Origin of the sequence: Hymenobacter cavernae (assembly GCF_014641455.1) — a bacterium.
Classification (GTDB): domain Bacteria; phylum Bacteroidota; class Bacteroidia; order Cytophagales; family Hymenobacteraceae; genus Hymenobacter; species Hymenobacter cavernae.
In genome coordinates this window covers 80169-95711 of sequence record NZ_BMHT01000009.1, presented here as the reverse complement: position 1 = coordinate 95711, position 15543 = coordinate 80169, and the positions used below count along the sequence as shown (strand labels likewise).

Here is a 15543-nt window from a genome sequence, read left to right as displayed (position 1 = left end):
TCGCTCAGGCACTCAGTTACTCTCCGAAGGCGTAACTTCGCACCGCCACTGTTGGTTATTCAGGTTGAGCAGGCCATTCCGCTGCTCGTACAATTATGCTTGACTCTATTGAAGACGCCATTGCCGACATCCGCGCCGGTAAAGTGGTGATTGTGGTGGACGACGAAGACCGCGAAAACGAAGGTGATTTCATCTGCGCGGCCCGTTGTGCTACTCCCGAAGTCATAAACTTCATGGCCACGCACGGGCGCGGCCTTGTGTGCGCGCCGCTGACGGAAGAACGTTGCGACGAGCTAGGTCTGGAGCTGATGGTAGGCCGCAACACGGCCCTGCACGCCACGCCGTTCACAGTGTCCGTCGATTTGCTGAAAAACGGCGTGACCACCGGTATTTCCGCTTCCGACCGCAGCAAAACGATTCTGTCGCTCATCGACCCCGAAACCAAGCCGTCGGACCTAGGTCGGCCAGGACATATTTTCCCCCTGAAAGCTCGCAAGGAAGGCGTACTGCGCCGCGCGGGGCACACCGAAGCGGCCGTGGACCTAGCCCGGCTAGCGGGCTTCGAGCCGGCTGGGGTGCTGGTCGAAATCCTGAAGGAAGATGGTGAAATGGCCCGCGTGCCCGACTTAGAGGTGGTAGCCAAACGCTGGGGCCTGAAGCTGATTTCGGTGCAGGACCTCATCAAATACCGTCTGAAAGCCGAAAGCCTCATCACCCGCGATATCTCGGTGCAAATGCCAACCGAGTGGGGCGATTTCGAATTGTACTCGTTCACCCAAAGCTCTAACGGCGCCCAGCATCTGGCCCTCGTGAAAGGCGACGTGAGCAGCCCCGAGCCAGTGCTGGTGCGCGTGCACAGCTCCTGCGTGACGGGCGATATTTTCGGCTCCTGCCGCTGCGATTGTGGCCCGCAGCTGCACCGCGCCATGCAGCAGATCGACCGGGAAGGCCGCGGCGTGGTAGTCTACATGAACCAGGAAGGCCGTGGTATTGGCTTGCTTAATAAGCTGCGTGCCTATAAGTTGCAGGAGCAAGGCCGCGACACGGTGGAGGCAAACCTGGAGCTAGGTTTCGGCATGGACGAGCGCGACTACGGCGTGGGCGCTTCCATTCTGCGCGACCTAGGTATCACCAAAATGCGCCTGCTCACCAACAACCCGCGCAAGCGCACCGGCCTGATGGGCTACGGCCTGGAAATCATCGAGACGGTGCCGATTGAGATTGAACCCAATCAGCATAACCAAAGTTACCTAACTACGAAGCGCGACAAGCTAGGTCACACAATTTTGACTAAAATGCGGCCGGCGGCGCCCACCTCCGAAGCGGCCTCAAAAGAGTCGTAACGAGTGGCAAGCGGGGCGCGTTTCCAGATTATCTCTCCTAGGTTATGAAACGAATGCGTACCGTTCTGAGTGCTTGCGTATTGGCGCTGGTACTCAATCTACTAGCTAGCAGCAATGCCTGGTCGCAGCGCTCCAATGGCTCTACCTTCATTCAGCAATTCGCCGGCGGCACCGTGCTGCTGGCGACTGGCGACACGATCGAAGGCCCGCTCACGCTGCATCGCAATGAAGACGTGATTCTGGTGACGCAGCCCAACAACACCGTGAGCACACTCTCGGCGGTGGCCGTGCAGAGCTTCGCGGTGAAGGGCGAGCGGCTCGACCGCAACCGCAACCAGTACGATGACTTCTACGATGCCCGCATGGGCTACTTCTACGGTAGCCCCTATGGTGGCATGACGCCGCGTCCGCGCCGCGAAAAGCCCGATACGAGTTTGGTGCGCGTGTTTCGGGTGTACCGCTGGAACCGCGACAACGACTACAGCGACTTCAAGTCGCCGGCGTTTTTTGAGCAGCTTAGCAGCGGCCCCACGGTGCTGCTGCGCCGTGAGTCGCTGGTGCAACGGGCGGTTAGTTCGCCCTACGGCTATGGCGGTTACGGTGGTTATGGGGGCTACGGCTACCCGTATGGCGTGCCGCGCACAATGGGCTACTACACCGAGATTAAGGATAACTTCTACCTAGGTACGCCCGCGGGTGCTATTATCTCGCTGCGCAACCCGAAGAAAGACTTGCTGGCTGCTTTCCATCAGCAAGCCAAGCAGATCGAGAAATACGCGAAGGAAAACCAGCTTGATTATACCAGAGCGCGGGAGCTAGCCTTCATCGTAAACTACGCCAACTCGCTCCAAAGCGCGCCTAAGCAGTAGCGGTATAGTACTTCATTTAGCAACCACCAAAAAGAGCCTTCTGTGCATAACAGGAGGCTCTTTTTTTGTCAGAAACTATTAAGCGCCAACACACCACCAAAGGAGCCATAAATAAGTATATTTAATCAAGTAGATGGGTAGCTGTCAGGTCATTATTCAACCGTTCAGATTATGTGGAAACGTTGGAAAATTACGGTTATCGGGTTGCTGAGCTTAGTGTTCAGCCAGGCAACACAGGCACAGTTCTTCGGTTATGCACAGCAGTACGCCGTAGGCGCCGTAGTGCTCACCAGCGGTACCCAGCTACGCGGCACGGTCATGCTCTATCCAGCCAGAGGCGTGGTGCAAGTGAAAAAGGCCAGCGACTCGGTCTATACTTTCGCGGCGCCGATGGTGCAGTGCGTGGCGGTAGAAGAGCAGCAGGAGCGGATTACGGCGGATAAACTGGTGTCAACTCTGCGCGTATTCCGGCCTTACTATGTGCTGAACAAAAGCTCTTTGCAACCTACCTGGGCCTTTTTCGAACAGATCAGCGACGGGCCCGTTGCGCTCTTGCGCTACCAGCGGCCTAGTCAGTATGTCTCGGCCAACATGGTCTACTCAACAAGCGTCGATAACTTCTTTCTGGCGCTGGGCACTAACAACGTGCTGCCGCTGCGGGCTACTAAGAAAGATTTGCTCGCCTTCTTCAAACAGAAGGCTCCGCAGATTGAGCAGTACGCAAAAGAAAACAACCTCCACTACACCAATGCCCGCGAGCTAGCCTTCATCGTGAACTACGCCAACTCGTTGCCCGCGCCGCAGCCCTGATGCGTATAAGGTGCTGGAAAGATTTTAGGATGGACTATGCAAACTACCTTACGCGTTACTGTTATCCTGCTGAGCGTGCTTCTGACTGGACGGGCACAGGCACAAATGGGTTGGGCTGATGCCTCCTCTGTACACTTCACCGAAGGCTCGGTGATGCTGGCTTCCGGCGCGGTAGTGCAGGGAGAAATCAGCCTGGATCGGGCGAAGAACAAAATAGCGCTTCGCATGACCAATGACACCATTTACACGCTGCCAGCCGAGATAGTGCGGGGCTTTGCCGTGCGCGGCGAGCAGAACAGGCAGAAAGGAGAAGAATATGTGGCACTTACCCGCATCTTCCGTTCCTATTCGTTTCCGTGGTCGATGAAGAAAGCGCCCGAATTCAAGGTATGGGCCTTTTTTGAGCAACTCAGTGAGGGCCCCGTAATGCTCTTACGGCGTGAAGAGCCAGTGCAATACAACTACGCGGTAGTGAATGCCAACCGGACCATGATGCGCTCCAGCACCGACATCACAACAACCTTCTACCTGAGTAAAAACCAGGGAACGCCGGTAGCCCTGCACAAGACCAAGCGCGACTTATTGGCTTTCTTTCCGAAGCAGGCCCGCGAAATCAAGGCGTATGCGAAGGAGAACGAGTTGAGTTTCAAAAATGCCCGCGAGCTAGCTTTTCTGGTGAATTACGCTAACTCCCTGCAATCGCCGCCACCGCCAGAGGCGGTGCCACCGGGTTATTAGGGAGTCATTAAAAGCTAGTGGTTTTACGGCTCCACCGGCAGCTTTCCGCCTTGCCAGCGCGCCACCGGGTAGCGCAAGTGCGACTTCTCGTAATAGGGCGAATGCTGGTACACAAAATCCAGCTGCGCCGCGCCGCTTTTGGCAAAAACCGGATCAGCCTGACGGCGCGCTTCCAGCTGCTGTCGTAGCTGCGGGTCGTGCTTCAATAGCTCAGCAGCCAGGTCCTCGAAGATGTAGTCGGAATAATGCTCCTTTTGCTGCAAGATGCTGTCGAAGAAGCCCCAGGCGAAAAACGAGTCGGTGCCCTGGGGTTCCAACGTTTCGACGAGGTAGCGCACGGCGGGCTGGTCGAGGTAGATGACATAGTCGCCGCGGCGGAAAGCTAGGTTCTGCTGCTCGGGGCGCAGTTTCACCTGGCTGTGCAGGTAATGGCCTTCGTAGGGGCGCGGCGCGGTTTTGTAATCTTCCACGTAATATACTTCGGCGGTGAGCGTCGTGTCGCGGCGCAGGCGTTGCAGGCGCACGTTGCTGAGCCGCAGACGGTCAATTACTTCGCCCCAGGCCTGCGGAATCAGGTAGGCGACCGGGCGGCGCACCGTCGCCGTGGGTCGATACGTGTTGTAGAAGTTGACAGGCCGCGTAAACGGCGCTTTGCGGTCGTAGTAGAGGCGGGGCTGCCCGCTCACTTCGCTGGTTTTGGTGCGGCCTTCGTAGCCCCGAAAGTTGACCTTCTCTACGGCCGTCGTGTCGAGTTGCCAACCTAGGTTGAACTCCGTTTGGGCGCGGAGCTGCTGCTCGGCGGTGGCGCGCACCTGCGCCAGCTGTGCGGCGTCGCGGTGGGCCAGGTGCACCAGCAGATCCAGAAAGTCGTAAGTGGCACGTACCCGCGGCGTGAACGGCTTCCACATGTGCGTCTCGGTGATGAAGCCGATGGTGTTGAACAGCGTCGTGTAGCCGGTGGAGTAGCGCGGCGTTTCCAAAAAGCCCCGCAAGCCACTCTCTGGCGTACGACCCGTGAAATCAACGTACGGCGTGAGCGGCCACTTCTTTTTTGCCATGCCACTGTACAGATCCGGCAGCATAGTTTTCTGCAAATACTGGCTGAGCGCGGGGTGCAGCTTGTCCTTCTGCGTGTCAATCAGCGTCATGACGTATTGGTAATCAGCGCCGTTCGATGTGTGTGTGTCCACGAATAAGTCAGGCTGCCAACGCTGGAAAAGCTGGGCAAATGACTTGGCATTGCGCGAGTCCTGCTTGATGTAGTCGCGGTTCAGGTCGAGGTTGCGGGCGTTGCCCCGGAAGCCGTACTCGCGCGGCCCGTTCTGGTTGGCGCGGCTCGTGGCCGAGCGGTTCAGCATGCCATCCACGTTGTAAGCCGGGATAATGACCAGCGTCACGTTCTCCAATTGCTGCCGCAACTCTTTCTTCTGCACGTAGTCGCGGGCCAGCATCATCGAGGCATCAATGCCTTCCGGCTCGCCGGGGTGAATGCCATTCTGAATGAAGACAATACGCCGGTTTTTGCGCCGCACGGAGGCCGGGTCAGCGTCGCCATCCAGCGACACGACTACTTCGTGCAGCGGCTGGCCAATATCGGTGGTGCCAGCCTCCCGCATCGTGATTTCAGGATACGTCGCGTCGAGCTGTTGGTAGTACGCAATGCACTCGGCGTAGGTGGTAGTGGTGTTGCCGTCGCCTTTTTCGAACGGCGTGCGCCAGTCTGTTTTGGGGCCGGAATCGGTGAGCAGGAGCGCGGAAAGCAGAAAAGCAAGCATAAAGCAGGAGTAAGGCCAGAGCCGCAAAGCTAGGCTAGCGCCAGACAAACCTTGCCATGATTCATTGTCAGGATGACAACGAGTGTGCTAACCTAGGTTTCCTGCTTAATACAGCTCGCTTTCTTCCGGGAACAGCATCTGGTCGACGCTGTATTTGCCGGGGCCGGCGAAGAGCAGACCCAGAAACAGGAAAGCCGCTTCCAGCGCGTGCGAATAGCCGTTAAAATCGTCGCCATTCATCAGGTGCATGGCGGTGGCTACCAGCATGGTGCCGAGCAACAGCAGGCAGGCAACCCGAAAGAAAAGCCCGAAAGCAAGTAGCTGACCACCAATAGCTTCGGATACGGCAGCCAATAAACCCCACATCACGGGCGAAGCGCTAATCCCGAACGACTTCATCACGCTTCCGATTTCCACCCACTTTTCCGGTCCGCCAATCAGCTTGGGGTAGCCATGAATGGTGAACATAATGCCAATGCCGACCCGCAGTATGAGCAGACCTAGGTCGTGGGAGTTATACCGATTTTCGAAGAATAGCATCGTGTAATGGGGCGGGTTTTGGGAGGAGCAGACAGCGCAAACCTAGCTCTCAGTAGGTTTTACTATCGTCAAAGTGCAATAATTGCTGTAAAACACAGCAATTGACCTAGTAGACGATTACACCCGTGATACGCGTAGCCGTTGGGATTTCAGCGGTGGCCATATCGTTGGGGTGCTTGGCGGGCAGCGAATTTTCATCCAGGAGCCAAGCCATGCGCGTTTGGCGCGACACGGCCGCGAAGCCGTCTGGGGTTATGCGTACGCGGGAAAGCCCGAAGGTTTGGCGCGCCACGCCGAAGGGTGAGCCGACGCCAATGCCCTCACCCGTTCGGTACTGCGGATCGGTGATGATGATGCGGCGCAAGCGGAAGCCTTTTTGCTCATTACCAGCGAGTTCCAGTAGCGTAGCGGGTGCGCTGGGCTGCTGCGCGTCGCGCATCTCATAAGCCGGGTAGGTGCTGTCGCCCACGGTGCGCGTGATTTTGCGCAGCTGCTCGGCCGGTACTCGGGCCAGAAGAACTTTCTCCGACATTTTAATGCGTAACCGTCCCGCTTGGCCGGGGCTGAGCAGGTGCAGCGAATCGGGCGTATTAGGGTTAGCCGCTATCCGTTCGGCCGCGGCTGCGGGGTCAGTAGCCGTCGAGTTGCCCGCGAAAGGCGTATCGCTGCTGGAAGAAGCGGGCGTGCTGTTCGTGGAGGAGTCGCAGGCGGTGAGCGTGGCCGTCAGCAGCAGCGCCCCGGCGGTCGAGCGAATAAGGTAAGCTAGGTCTGTCATAATGGTTTTAGTACGAGGCGAGCTAGCTGGTCGTTGAGCCGCGCTGCTTCTAATCAAAACTTTACGACCACAACCGGCCGCCTTACGTATCGGAGGCTAGGTTTTTCTCACCAAATTCTGTTGCCCGTGGCTACCAAATCTCGCAAACCGTTGATTCTGATTTCAAACGATGATGGCATCACGGCGCCCGGCATCGCGGTGTTAGTGCGCGTGATGCAGCGCATCGGTGAGGTGGTGGTAGTGGCGCCCAACTCGCCGCAGTCGGGCATGGGCCACGCCATCACCATCGGCCAGCCGCTGCGCCTGGACCCGAGCACCATCTTCGACGGCATTGAGGCCTACGAATGCAGCGGCACGCCCGCCGACTGCGTGAAGCTGGCCAAGCACTTCGTATTGCGCGACCGACAAGCTGACTTGGTGGTGTCGGGCGTCAATCACGGCTCCAATTCGTCGGTGAACGTGCTGTATTCGGGCACGATGTCGGCGGCCATTGAAGCGGCTATCGAAGGGCTGCCGGCCATCGGCTTTTCGCTCTGCGACTACGGCCACCTGGCCGATTTCTCCCACATTGAAACCTGGATAGAACACCTGACGCGCCAGGCGTTGGCGAACGGCATTCCGGTAGGTACGGCCCTGAACATCAACTTTCCCAAGAAAACAGAGGAGCCAATCCTAGGTGCCCGGATTTGCCGCCAGGCCAGAGCCAAGTGGCAGGAAGACTTCGACCTGCGCTACGATCCGCACCAACGGCCTTACTACTGGCTCATCGGAAATTTTGTGAACGAAGACCAAGGCCAGGACACCGACGAGTGGGCGCTGTCGCAGAACTACATTTCTATCGTGCCCTGCCAGTTCGATCTGACGGCCCAGCATGGCGTATCGCAGCTTAATGAGCAGTGGAGCTTAGCGCTCAGCGGGGAAAAGCCCGCCGAAAATCCTACCCACCAAGAGGTGGCTACCGGGGCGGTGCTGCCCGCAAAAGGGAAGAAAAGCAGCAAGACAAAAGCTAGCTCCTAGAATAGATCAACTTTGCCGCAAGCAAAAAGGCCGGAAGTTCTTCCGGCCTTTTTGCTTGATGAGTAATCGGTTGCAACCTAGGTTGACCTAGCTTACAGCTGATCATTGATGGTAGACTTAATAATCAGCACGCGCTTGGGTCGACGAGCAGCGGCAGACTTCTGGATTTTTTTATGAACCGGTAAAACGGCTAGGTGAGACGGCAGCTCAGTGGCGTGCGGTTTTACGGCCGCTGTTCGGGCTGGCGTGACTTGCCCCGGCAGCGCGGCAAGTGCAAGAACTACAGAGAGAAGGAAGGATGGCATGGTAAAGGGCTGAGACTATTCGAGCGGGAATAGATCTAATTTAGGCTCAGCGACATGAATTCGCGGTGAAAGCAGAAGCTAGCTTTCGTGCTACTTGAACAGCAGGGAAAAAGTGGTGCCCCGGCCTACTACCGACTCGGCAACCAGCTCCGCGCCGTGAAACTCGGCAATGGTTTTGGCAATGGGCAACCCCAGGCCATAGCCTTCGGGCGAGGCGCCGCCGCTGTGAAAGCGCCGAAACCGGTCGAAGAGGTGCGGAATGTTCTCGGGCGCGATGCCGGGACCGGTATCCGTCACGCTCAGGCGGTAGCCACCTTCCGGGCGCAGCTTGCCCTGAATAATGATGTCGCCGCCCCAGTTGTTGTACTTGATAGCGTTGCTGAGCAAGTTGAACAGCAGCGTGAAGAGCAACGTGCGGTTGGCGGCGGGCAGCACGTAGTCGGGTTGCAGCTCTTGCAGCAGCCGGATTTCGCGCTGCGCCAGCCGGTCTTCCAGCTCATTGATTACGTCGGCCAGCACCCCTGCCAACGACACTGGCTCGTCGCGCAGGTACTGCGCATTTTCGATGTTAGCGATAAGCAGCAACGTCCGCACGGTGTTGCGCAGCCGGTACAGCGTTTTCTGCGAATCCACGATTTTAAGCGAATGCGCTTCACCTAGGTCGGGGTCCTGGAGCATGTTCTCGAAGCGCGACTGCAAGATGCTGACCGGGGTGAGCAGTTCGTGCGACACGTTGGACATGAACTCGCGCTCTTTCTCGAAGGCCGACTGAATCTGGCGCATCATGCGCGAAAGGCTCGTATCGAGGCGGCGAAAGTCGGTGGTGTCCGTCGGGATGGGCGTAAACGAGAAGGCCGACGGGTGTTGCACGCCCCGCAGCTTCCGCTGGATGAGCACCCGCAACGGGCGGAGCAGGTAGTGGGCAAACGCCGCGTCGGTGATGATGGTAATGAGGGCCCCAATCACCAGCACCCAGAGCGCCATGCTGCGCAGCGTGCGCGTCAGCAGCTCCACGGTGCCCAGACTGCTGCCAATCTCAAGTCGGTAGGTGCGCGGACCGCGGCTCGGTAGGGTGTAGCTCAGGATGCGAAAATCCTCGATTTCGTTGTCCACCTGCCGCATCTCTTCGAAGATGTTGACCTTACCTAGGTGCTTGGCGTTGGTCGGTACGGGCGTGAGGGTGATGTATTCCTGCTTGAGCAGGTTGTAATCGGCGTAGGCCTCGTCGTGCTCGGTGCGCACAAACGTCGTGATGCCGTCGCGCTTAATCAGGCTCAGCACTTCGCCCATCTGCTCGTGTAGCCGCTGATCGGTGTGTGCAACAGCGACCCGGCTCACCACCGGCGGAATCACCAGCGCGCCCGTCAGCAGCAGCAGCAGCTTCGATAAAGCATTGAACAAGGCCAACTTGGCCTCCAGGCGCATTTTCACTTCTTATCGAGAGTAACTACGGTAGGAGCGCGCCACGGCGCGTTTATCGTTGAACGACTGGAGTTGATGATGAGTGGGCACGTCGGGCTAACGGCGCGGGTGAGAACGCGCCGTGGCGCGTTCCTACGTAGTTTGCTTATTAGCTTAACTCTGATCCGCTACCCGATAGCCAATGCCGCGAACGGTTTCCAAGAAGTCGGTGGGGGCGAAGTGACCTAGCTTTTTGCGGATGTTCTTGATATGCACGTCGATGTAGTTCGAGTCAGAATCGTCCTCCAGCACGTTGCCCCACAGGTGTTCGCCGAGCTGCAAGCGCGTGAGCACGCGGTTTTTGTGCAGCAGCAGGTAGTGCAGCAAGTCGAACTCCTTCTTGGTGAGCGGCACTTCAGCACCCTCAAAACGCAGCGTGCGACCCGTTACATCCAGCTGAAAACCGCCACCAAACGTCAGCTCCTGGCGCTTCAATCCAAATTTGCGCCGCGTGATGGCCTGCATCCGGCTCAATAATTCCAGTAGTGAGAAAGGCTTCGGCAGGTAATCGTCGGCACCTAGGTCGAGGCCCCGAATACGGTCGTCGATGGCGCCGCGCGCGGTGAGGATGATGAAGGAGGCTTCCTGGCGCTCGTTCTGCTTGGCTTCGCGCAGCAGCTGTAGGCCGTCGCCGTCGGGCAAACCTAGGTCGAGCAGCACGAAGTCGTAGCTATTGACAAATATTTTCTCGGAGGCTTCGGCAAAGGTGAAGGCCGAATCGCAGAGATACTGCGCCTGGAGCAGAAACTGCCTCACTTCCTGGTGCAGGCTTCTTTCGTCTTCTACAATGAGAACGTGCATGATAGCAATAGGATGAACAGCTTATAACTCGGGAGGAATACGGAATACAACATACGCAACCCCACTGTGAAGAGACCATGAAGGGCGGCTCCTGAGCAGCTGAAGAAAAGCCAAATGAATACCTGGGTGGCAGTAGCTAACTACTTAGTGGCTTGCTAGTTGTCGCAATACGTCGGCGTCGAGCGTGTGCTTGCCGGTAAAGCGAATTACCTCGGGCTCCACGCCGAACGAGCGTAGTAGTTGGAGATTTTCTTCGAAGGCTTCAGGTGACACGAAAGGGTCTTCATCGCCGCACACCACCGTGACCGGCAGCTGGTTCAACAAGTGAGTGGCCGTTTCAGCATCCATATCGGGTGGAAACCTGCCGGCCCACAAGATCAACTGCTTCGGCCGGAACTGCGCCCGCGACAGCCAGCGGCTCACGGTGGCCCCACCCTGCGAGAAACCCAGCACCGTGATTTCAACCACGGCCGGGCACGACGCCAATATGCTGTCCGCCAGCTGATTTAAGTAACCCACGTAATCTTCGATTTCTGTTAGCCGGTCTTCCCGCGTCATCCAGCTGGCGCCAATTCGGCCGCTGTGGCCATTCAGGTAAAACTTCGACAAACCCTCGGGCGCTAGTACCACCAGGGTCGGATCGGCCTGCGTGAGCGTGGCAAAGTGCCGGATGAAGTAGGCCGCCAGCTGCCCGTAGCCATGCACCACAAACCACACGCGCCGGGTAGCGGCCGACAGCTCGCCCAACTGATAATAACGGGCCGAGCGGCTGACGGTAAGGTGGTGTTCCTGTGCGTTGTCGGACATAAAAGTGAAAGTGCGTGGCTGTAGCGCGAAGCTCTGCTTCGCGTATCGCAGAACGACTGGCACCTAGGTTGTCGTGCTAGCTTCATCGTTCAACGATACGCGAAGCAGAACTTCGCGCTACAAAGCCTAGGCTCGTGGCGGCAGGTTTTCGCTGGTAAACTGAAAAGGCAGCAGATCGGCCAGGGAGCGGAAACGATAAATCGTCTCATCGGGGCCGAGCAGCAGCAGTGGAATCGGCTGACCCTGACGTGTTTCGTAGTCGGCCATCACCTGCCGACAGGCGCCGCAGGGCATCCCGACCACAAAGTCGCCGTGCTTGGGCCGCGCCGCTACGGCCATGCCCACAATGCGGCGCTGCGGCTGACTAACGGCCAGACCAAACATAGCGGTGCGCTCCGCACAAAGCCCCGACGGATAAGCTGGGTTCTCTTGATTATTCCCCTGAAACACCGAGCCATCGTCGAGCAGCAGCGCGGCTCCCACATGAAACTGCGAAAACGGCGCATACGCATTATCGGTAGCGGCGCGGGCTTGCTGCCAGGTAAGCGTCTCAGCAGGAGTAAGTTCAGTCGGGGAAAGTACGTCGACCTGAATGGTCACGTTAAGTAATTGGGCCATTGATGCGGATAAAATAAAAGCTGGTCCAGGCACCAAATGGCTGCCCCGACAGCGTGAGGGGCGGTGAATGTACTACAATTATCATTTAACATCTATCATTTACCATTTATCAATTGCTGCGGAGATGTTGTTGCGTTGCGGTGAAACCTAGGTTCGTGCAGCGCAGGTTCCGTCAATTTTACCGATTATTGGCCCAACGGCCCTGCTGTTGCTACCAGCAGTTAGTAGCTGTTAAATGTTAATTGGTAAATGTCAAATGAAAAACCTGCTGCTTTTGGGGGCCGGGCGTTCGGCAGCTTCACTGTTGCAATACTTGCTGCGCTACGCTCCGGTGGAAGGCTGGCGCCTGACCATTGCCGATGTGAACCCGGCGCACCTGGTCCCGGTACTGGCCGCGCACAGTGAGTACGCCCGCGCCGTGCGCTTCGATATTGAGCAGGAAGAGGAGCTGGAGAAGTTGGTGCAAGAAGCTGACATTGTGATTTCTATGCTGCCAGCTGGGTTTCATTTGCCGGTTGCGCAGGCCTGCGTTCGTCACCGCCGCCACCTGGCCACAGCCAGCTACGCCACCGATGAGATTCGGGCGCTGCACGCGGAAGCGGCAGAAGCTAGCCTCACGATTCTGATGGAGTGCGGCCTTGATCCGGGGCTCGACCACATGTCGGCGATGCAAGTGTTGAGCGACATTCGGGCGAAAGGTGGGACGCTCACGAGCTTCAAATCGTATTGTGGCGGGCTGCTGGCGCCCGATTCGGAAGGAGACAATCCGTGGAAGTACAAGTTCACCTGGAACCCGCGCAACGTGGTGCTGGCCGGTCAGAGCACTGCCAAATATCTGGAAAACGGGCACTTGCGGTTTATTCCGTATCAGCAGCTGTTTGCCCGCTACGAAACGCTGGAAGTGCCTGGGTACGGCCAATTTGAGGGTTACGCCAACCGTGACTCGCTCAGCTACCGCGCCCCCTATGGTCTCGACCACATCCCGACGATGCTGCGCGGCACGTTGCGTCGGCCCGGCTACTGCGCCGCCTGGCACGCGCTGGTGAAGCTAGGTCTGACCGATGATACGGTGCAGCTCGGCAACTCATCGGGCCTTACCTGGCGCGAGCTGGTAGCCGCCTACCTGCCGCCCGTGCCCCCCGATTTCGACATTGCCGCGCACCTGGCTGCCTACCTAGGTCTTGACCCGGAAGGCGAAGAAATGCAGCGCCTGACGTGGCTGGGTTTGTTCAGCGACAAGCCGGTGGGCCACGCTAATGCCACGCCCGCGCAGCTGCTGGAGCGGCTGCTATCGGAAAAATGGCAGCTCCAGCCCCACGACCACGACATGATTGTGATGCAGCATCAGTTTGAGTATGAGCTGGATGGCGCGCTTTACCATAAAACGGCTTCCCTCATCGTGCTCGGGGAAGATGCCACCCACACGGCTATGGCTAAAACGGTAGGCCTGCCGCTGGGTATGGCGGTGCGCCGCTTGGCACGCGGCGAGGTAGCGCACCACGGCGTCGTCATTCCTACCAACGCCGATTTTTACGAGCCCATATTAGCCGAGCTGAAGCAGGACTATCAGATTGAGTTTTTGGAGGAAGAGCAGCCATCTGCCCGCGGCCTTGTGGCTAGACAATGAAGTGAGTGTTGTAGCTTGAAAATCAAGATAATGAATGTCTTTAGTCCTTCCTTATGAACGCCATCAAAGAGCAGTTCGACGCCGTGTCAAAGAAGTATGACAGCCAGCGCCACTACCACGTCATCCAGAAGAACGTCATGCTGAGCTTGTCGAACCGCAGCACGACGGCTTACAGAATTATAAATGCAAGTAAAAATCTCGCAGAAGGCGCTGAAATTCTGCGGAGTACACGTTGGTGTCGGAGGCGTAGATAGCTAGGTTGGTCTGCGCTGCGGCTTGCGGCTGCCGCCCAAACATGGTGATGTGGCGCAGCGGCTTGCTGCCCGCCCGGTGGTGCAGCACCAGGCGCTGCTTCGGGTAGAGTTGCGCAGCATTGGCCGCTCGTTCAAAGTGCTGCATCTCAGGCGGTGGCAGCAAAACAATGAGTTGCCCAGCTGAGGTCAGAAACTGCTGGGCAAAGGCAGCGATTTCTTCAAATGGCAGCGTGTCGGGGGCGGTGTGGCGAGCCGTGGTGCGGGCCGCATCCGGCGAGCGGAGCGCGTTCCGGAAAAACGGCGGGTTGCACAGAATGCGGTCGAAAGGTGCGGGCTGAGTGTTGGCAAAAGCTAGGAGGCTTTGCGCGTGCACCATCAGGCGTTCGGCCCACGGACTGGCGGCAAAGTTCTCAGCCGCTTGTGTGGCGGCGACCTCATCTAGTTCTACCGCTTCGATGGTGGCACCTAGGTTGCGCTGCGCTGCCATTAGGGCCAGCAGGCCCGTGCCGGTGCCAATGTCGAGCACGCGGGTAGCACCCGCTACATCGGCGGCGGCACCAAGCACGCAGGCATCGGTGCACACCTTCATGGCGCACCGATCCTGCTCGACGCGGAACTGTTTGAACTGGAAGTACGAATTGGCCATGCAAGCAGCAACCTAGCTTCGCCGGGCTTCAATCAGCTCGTAGCCTTCATCAATGAGCAGCGGGCCTTGCGTGGCGCTGTACACGGCCAGTTGGTCGCAGCGCTCGTTTTCGGGGTGGCCGTTATGGCCGCGCACCCAGCGGAACTGCACCGAGCGCTGCCGATAGATTTTCAGGAAACGGCGCCACAGATCCTCGTTGGCCTTCTTGCCAAAATCCGGCTTGTTGACCCAGCCAAACACCCATTTTTTCTCCACCGCATCCACCACGTACTTCGAGTCGGTGACGACCATAATCGGGATTTCGGGGCGCGTTACGGCTTCCAGGCCCACAATCACGGCCAGCAGCTCCATGCGGTTGTTGGTGGTCAGGCGAAAGCCCTGGGTAATTTCTTTTTCGTGTTGGCCGTAGCGCAGAATGGCGCCGTAGCCGCCAGGGCCCGGATTGCCCCGCGAGGAGCCATCGGTGAAGAGGTAAATCATATTGAGTTTTGGGACTTGGGGACTTGGGGGCTTAGGGGCTTGGTTGACGTTTAACGCATGTTTAGTAGAACGTCAACCAAGCCCCTAAGCCCCCAAGTCCCCAAGACCCTAGAAGTTCTGTTTAAACAGCTTGATGGCAATAGCCAGCAGAATCACGCCGAACACGCGGCGCAGGATATCTTCGCCGGCCTTACCTAGCTTTTGCTCGATCCAGGCGCTGCTCTTGAGCACAATGTACACGAACAACAAGTTTAATACGATGCCTACCAGCACGTTAGGTAAAGAGTAGGCGGCGCGCAGGGAAATCAGGGTCGTCATGGTGCCGGCGCCCACGATGAGCGGAAAGGCCAGCGGCACAATCGAGCCGCTGCTGGCCGCTATATCGCTCTTGAACAGCTCGATACCTAGGATCATCTCCATGCCGATGAGGAAAATGATGATGGCGCCGGCTAAAGCAAACGACTGAAAATCAACGCCAAACAGCGAAAGAATGCTCTGGCCCAGAAACAAAAACGTGACCATCAGCAAGCCGGCAACCAACGTAGCTTTCTCCGAGTGAATCTTGCCTTCGCGCTGCCGGATCTGGATGATAATCGGGACGGAGCCCAGAATATCAATGATGGCAAAAAGCGTAAGCGTAACCGAAAAGATTTCCTGAAGACTGAACATAGGTGAGA

17 protein-coding genes are annotated in these 15543 nt (G+C 57.8%); 6 read left to right on the top strand and 11 right to left on the bottom strand.

All coding sequences use genetic code 11. The annotated features are described in order from the left end of the window. Positions 1 to 95 precede the first annotated feature (95 nt). The 4 genes from IEX74_RS20970 (at position 96) to IEX74_RS20955 (ending at position 3760) form a co-directional block, all read left to right on the top strand. A complete protein-coding gene (locus IEX74_RS20970) occupies positions 96 to 1343 on the top strand; it encodes a bifunctional 3,4-dihydroxy-2-butanone-4-phosphate synthase/GTP cyclohydrolase II (protein WP_188816006.1) in 1248 nt (415 codons plus the stop codon). A 44-nt stretch (positions 1344 to 1387) separates the two neighbouring features. After that, on the top strand, positions 1388 to 2212 hold the full coding sequence (locus IEX74_RS20965) for a hypothetical protein (protein ID WP_188816005.1): 825 nt from the start codon (positions 1388 to 1390) through the stop codon (positions 2210 to 2212). A 171-nt stretch (positions 2213 to 2383) separates the two neighbouring features. After that, positions 2384 to 3022 (top strand): hypothetical protein, encoded by a 639-nt coding sequence (locus IEX74_RS20960; protein ID WP_188816003.1) that lies wholly within the window; start codon positions 2384 to 2386, stop codon positions 3020 to 3022. A 36-nt stretch (positions 3023 to 3058) separates the two neighbouring features. Then, positions 3059 to 3760 carry a hypothetical protein gene (locus IEX74_RS20955; RefSeq protein WP_188816001.1) on the top strand — a complete coding sequence of 234 codons (702 nt, stop codon included), beginning with the start codon at positions 3059 to 3061 and terminating at the stop codon, positions 3758 to 3760. A gap of 23 nt (positions 3761 to 3783) precedes the next feature. On the opposite strand, the gene IEX74_RS20950 is transcribed toward IEX74_RS20955, so the two are convergent. From IEX74_RS20950 to IEX74_RS20940, 3 genes are all read right to left on the bottom strand, one after another. After that, positions 3784 to 5535 (bottom strand): M14 family metallopeptidase, encoded by a 1752-nt coding sequence (locus IEX74_RS20950; RefSeq protein WP_188815999.1) that lies wholly within the window; start codon positions 5533 to 5535, stop codon positions 3784 to 3786. A 105-nt stretch (positions 5536 to 5640) separates the two neighbouring features. Beyond that, the gene (locus IEX74_RS20945) at positions 5641 to 6075 is read right to left on the bottom strand and encodes a DoxX family protein (RefSeq protein ID WP_188815998.1); all 435 of its coding nucleotides are present in this window, start codon (positions 6073 to 6075) and stop codon (positions 5641 to 5643) included. 106 nt (positions 6076 to 6181) lie between these two features. Beyond that, the gene (locus IEX74_RS20940) at positions 6182 to 6850 is read right to left on the bottom strand and encodes a hypothetical protein (RefSeq protein WP_188815996.1); all 669 of its coding nucleotides are present in this window, start codon (positions 6848 to 6850) and stop codon (positions 6182 to 6184) included. Positions 6851 to 6976: 126 nt separating this feature from the next. Here IEX74_RS20940 and surE point away from each other — a divergent pair, with 126 nt between their 5' ends. Then, positions 6977 to 7867 carry a 5'/3'-nucleotidase SurE gene (gene surE, locus IEX74_RS20935; RefSeq protein ID WP_188815995.1) on the top strand — a complete coding sequence of 297 codons (891 nt, stop codon included), beginning with the start codon at positions 6977 to 6979 and terminating at the stop codon, positions 7865 to 7867. Between the two features lie 92 nt (positions 7868 to 7959). Here surE and IEX74_RS20930 read toward each other — a convergent pair whose 3' ends face one another. The 5 genes from IEX74_RS20930 to IEX74_RS20910 form a co-directional block, all read right to left on the bottom strand. Beyond that, on the bottom strand, positions 7960 to 8172 hold the full coding sequence (locus IEX74_RS20930) for a hypothetical protein (RefSeq protein ID WP_188815994.1): 213 nt from the start codon (positions 8170 to 8172) through the stop codon (positions 7960 to 7962). 90 nt (positions 8173 to 8262) lie between these two features. Continuing rightward, positions 8263 to 9597 carry a sensor histidine kinase gene (locus tag IEX74_RS20925; protein ID WP_229755405.1) on the bottom strand — a complete coding sequence of 445 codons (1335 nt, stop codon included), beginning with the start codon at positions 9595 to 9597 and terminating at the stop codon, positions 8263 to 8265. Positions 9598 to 9747: 150 nt separating this feature from the next. Beyond that, positions 9748 to 10434, bottom strand: coding sequence for a response regulator transcription factor (locus tag IEX74_RS20920; RefSeq protein ID WP_188815992.1), 687 nt, complete (start codon positions 10432 to 10434; stop codon positions 9748 to 9750). A gap of 144 nt (positions 10435 to 10578) precedes the next feature. Beyond that, the gene (locus IEX74_RS20915; protein WP_188815991.1) at positions 10579 to 11241 is read right to left on the bottom strand and encodes an alpha/beta hydrolase; all 663 of its coding nucleotides are present in this window, start codon (positions 11239 to 11241) and stop codon (positions 10579 to 10581) included. Between the two features lie 126 nt (positions 11242 to 11367). Continuing rightward, positions 11368 to 11859 (bottom strand): cytidine deaminase, encoded by a 492-nt coding sequence (locus tag IEX74_RS20910; RefSeq protein WP_188815990.1) that lies wholly within the window; start codon positions 11857 to 11859, stop codon positions 11368 to 11370. 256 nt (positions 11860 to 12115) lie between these two features. On the opposite strand from IEX74_RS20910, the gene IEX74_RS20905 reads away from it, so the two are divergent. After that, complete coding sequence (locus IEX74_RS20905) at positions 12116 to 13486, top strand: saccharopine dehydrogenase C-terminal domain-containing protein (RefSeq protein ID WP_188815989.1); 1371 nt, start codon at positions 12116 to 12118, stop codon at positions 13484 to 13486. 177 nt (positions 13487 to 13663) lie between these two features. Here the strand turns inward: IEX74_RS20905 and IEX74_RS20900 are convergent, their stop codons facing one another. From IEX74_RS20900 to IEX74_RS20890, 3 genes are all read right to left on the bottom strand, one after another. Further along, positions 13664 to 14386: a tRNA1(Val) (adenine(37)-N6)-methyltransferase gene (locus IEX74_RS20900; protein WP_229755400.1), complete on the bottom strand. Its 723-nt coding sequence runs from the start codon at positions 14384 to 14386 to the stop codon at positions 13664 to 13666. Between the two features lie 12 nt (positions 14387 to 14398). Next, positions 14399 to 14866, bottom strand: a complete 468-nt coding sequence (rnhA, locus tag IEX74_RS20895; RefSeq protein WP_188815988.1) for a ribonuclease HI — start codon at positions 14864 to 14866, stop codon at positions 14399 to 14401. A 108-nt stretch (positions 14867 to 14974) separates the two neighbouring features. Then, on the bottom strand, positions 14975 to 15535 hold the full coding sequence (locus tag IEX74_RS20890; RefSeq protein ID WP_188815987.1) for a MarC family protein: 561 nt from the start codon (positions 15533 to 15535) through the stop codon (positions 14975 to 14977). Between the last annotated feature and the right edge of the window lie 8 nt (positions 15536 to 15543).

Excerpts from the sequence above, each read along its gene's own strand:
- IEX74_RS20940 (WP_188815996.1), bottom strand. The coding sequence starts at position 6,850 with ATGACAGACCTAGCTTACCTTATTCGCTCGACCGCCGGGGCGCTGCTG.
- IEX74_RS20965 (WP_188816005.1), top strand. The coding sequence starts at position 1,388 with ATGAAACGAATGCGTACCGTTCTGAGTGCTTGCGTATTGGCGCTGGTA.
- IEX74_RS20950 (WP_188815999.1), bottom strand. The coding sequence starts at position 5,535 with ATGCTTGCTTTTCTGCTTTCCGCGCTCCTGCTCACCGATTCCGGCCCC.
- rnhA (WP_188815988.1), bottom strand. The coding sequence starts at position 14,866 with ATGATTTACCTCTTCACCGATGGCTCCTCGCGGGGCAATCCGGGCCCT.
- IEX74_RS20905 (WP_188815989.1), top strand. The coding sequence starts at position 12,116 with ATGAAAAACCTGCTGCTTTTGGGGGCCGGGCGTTCGGCAGCTTCACTG.
- IEX74_RS20910 (WP_188815990.1), bottom strand. The coding sequence starts at position 11,859 with ATGGCCCAATTACTTAACGTGACCATTCAGGTCGACGTACTTTCCCCG.
- IEX74_RS20915 (WP_188815991.1), bottom strand. The coding sequence starts at position 11,241 with ATGTCCGACAACGCACAGGAACACCACCTTACCGTCAGCCGCTCGGCC.
- IEX74_RS20945 (WP_188815998.1), bottom strand. The coding sequence starts at position 6,075 with ATGCTATTCTTCGAAAATCGGTATAACTCCCACGACCTAGGTCTGCTC.
- IEX74_RS20970 (WP_188816006.1), top strand. The coding sequence starts at position 96 with ATGCTTGACTCTATTGAAGACGCCATTGCCGACATCCGCGCCGGTAAA.
- IEX74_RS20890 (WP_188815987.1), bottom strand. The coding sequence starts at position 15,535 with ATGTTCAGTCTTCAGGAAATCTTTTCGGTTACGCTTACGCTTTTTGCC.
- IEX74_RS20955 (WP_188816001.1), top strand. The coding sequence starts at position 3,059 with ATGCAAACTACCTTACGCGTTACTGTTATCCTGCTGAGCGTGCTTCTG.
- IEX74_RS20900 (WP_229755400.1), bottom strand. The coding sequence starts at position 14,386 with ATGGCCAATTCGTACTTCCAGTTCAAACAGTTCCGCGTCGAGCAGGAT.
- IEX74_RS20930 (WP_188815994.1), bottom strand. The coding sequence starts at position 8,172 with ATGCCATCCTTCCTTCTCTCTGTAGTTCTTGCACTTGCCGCGCTGCCG.
- IEX74_RS20920 (WP_188815992.1), bottom strand. The coding sequence starts at position 10,434 with ATGCACGTTCTCATTGTAGAAGACGAAAGAAGCCTGCACCAGGAAGTG.
- IEX74_RS20960 (WP_188816003.1), top strand. The coding sequence starts at position 2,384 with ATGTGGAAACGTTGGAAAATTACGGTTATCGGGTTGCTGAGCTTAGTG.
- IEX74_RS20925 (WP_229755405.1), bottom strand. The coding sequence starts at position 9,597 with ATGCGCCTGGAGGCCAAGTTGGCCTTGTTCAATGCTTTATCGAAGCTG.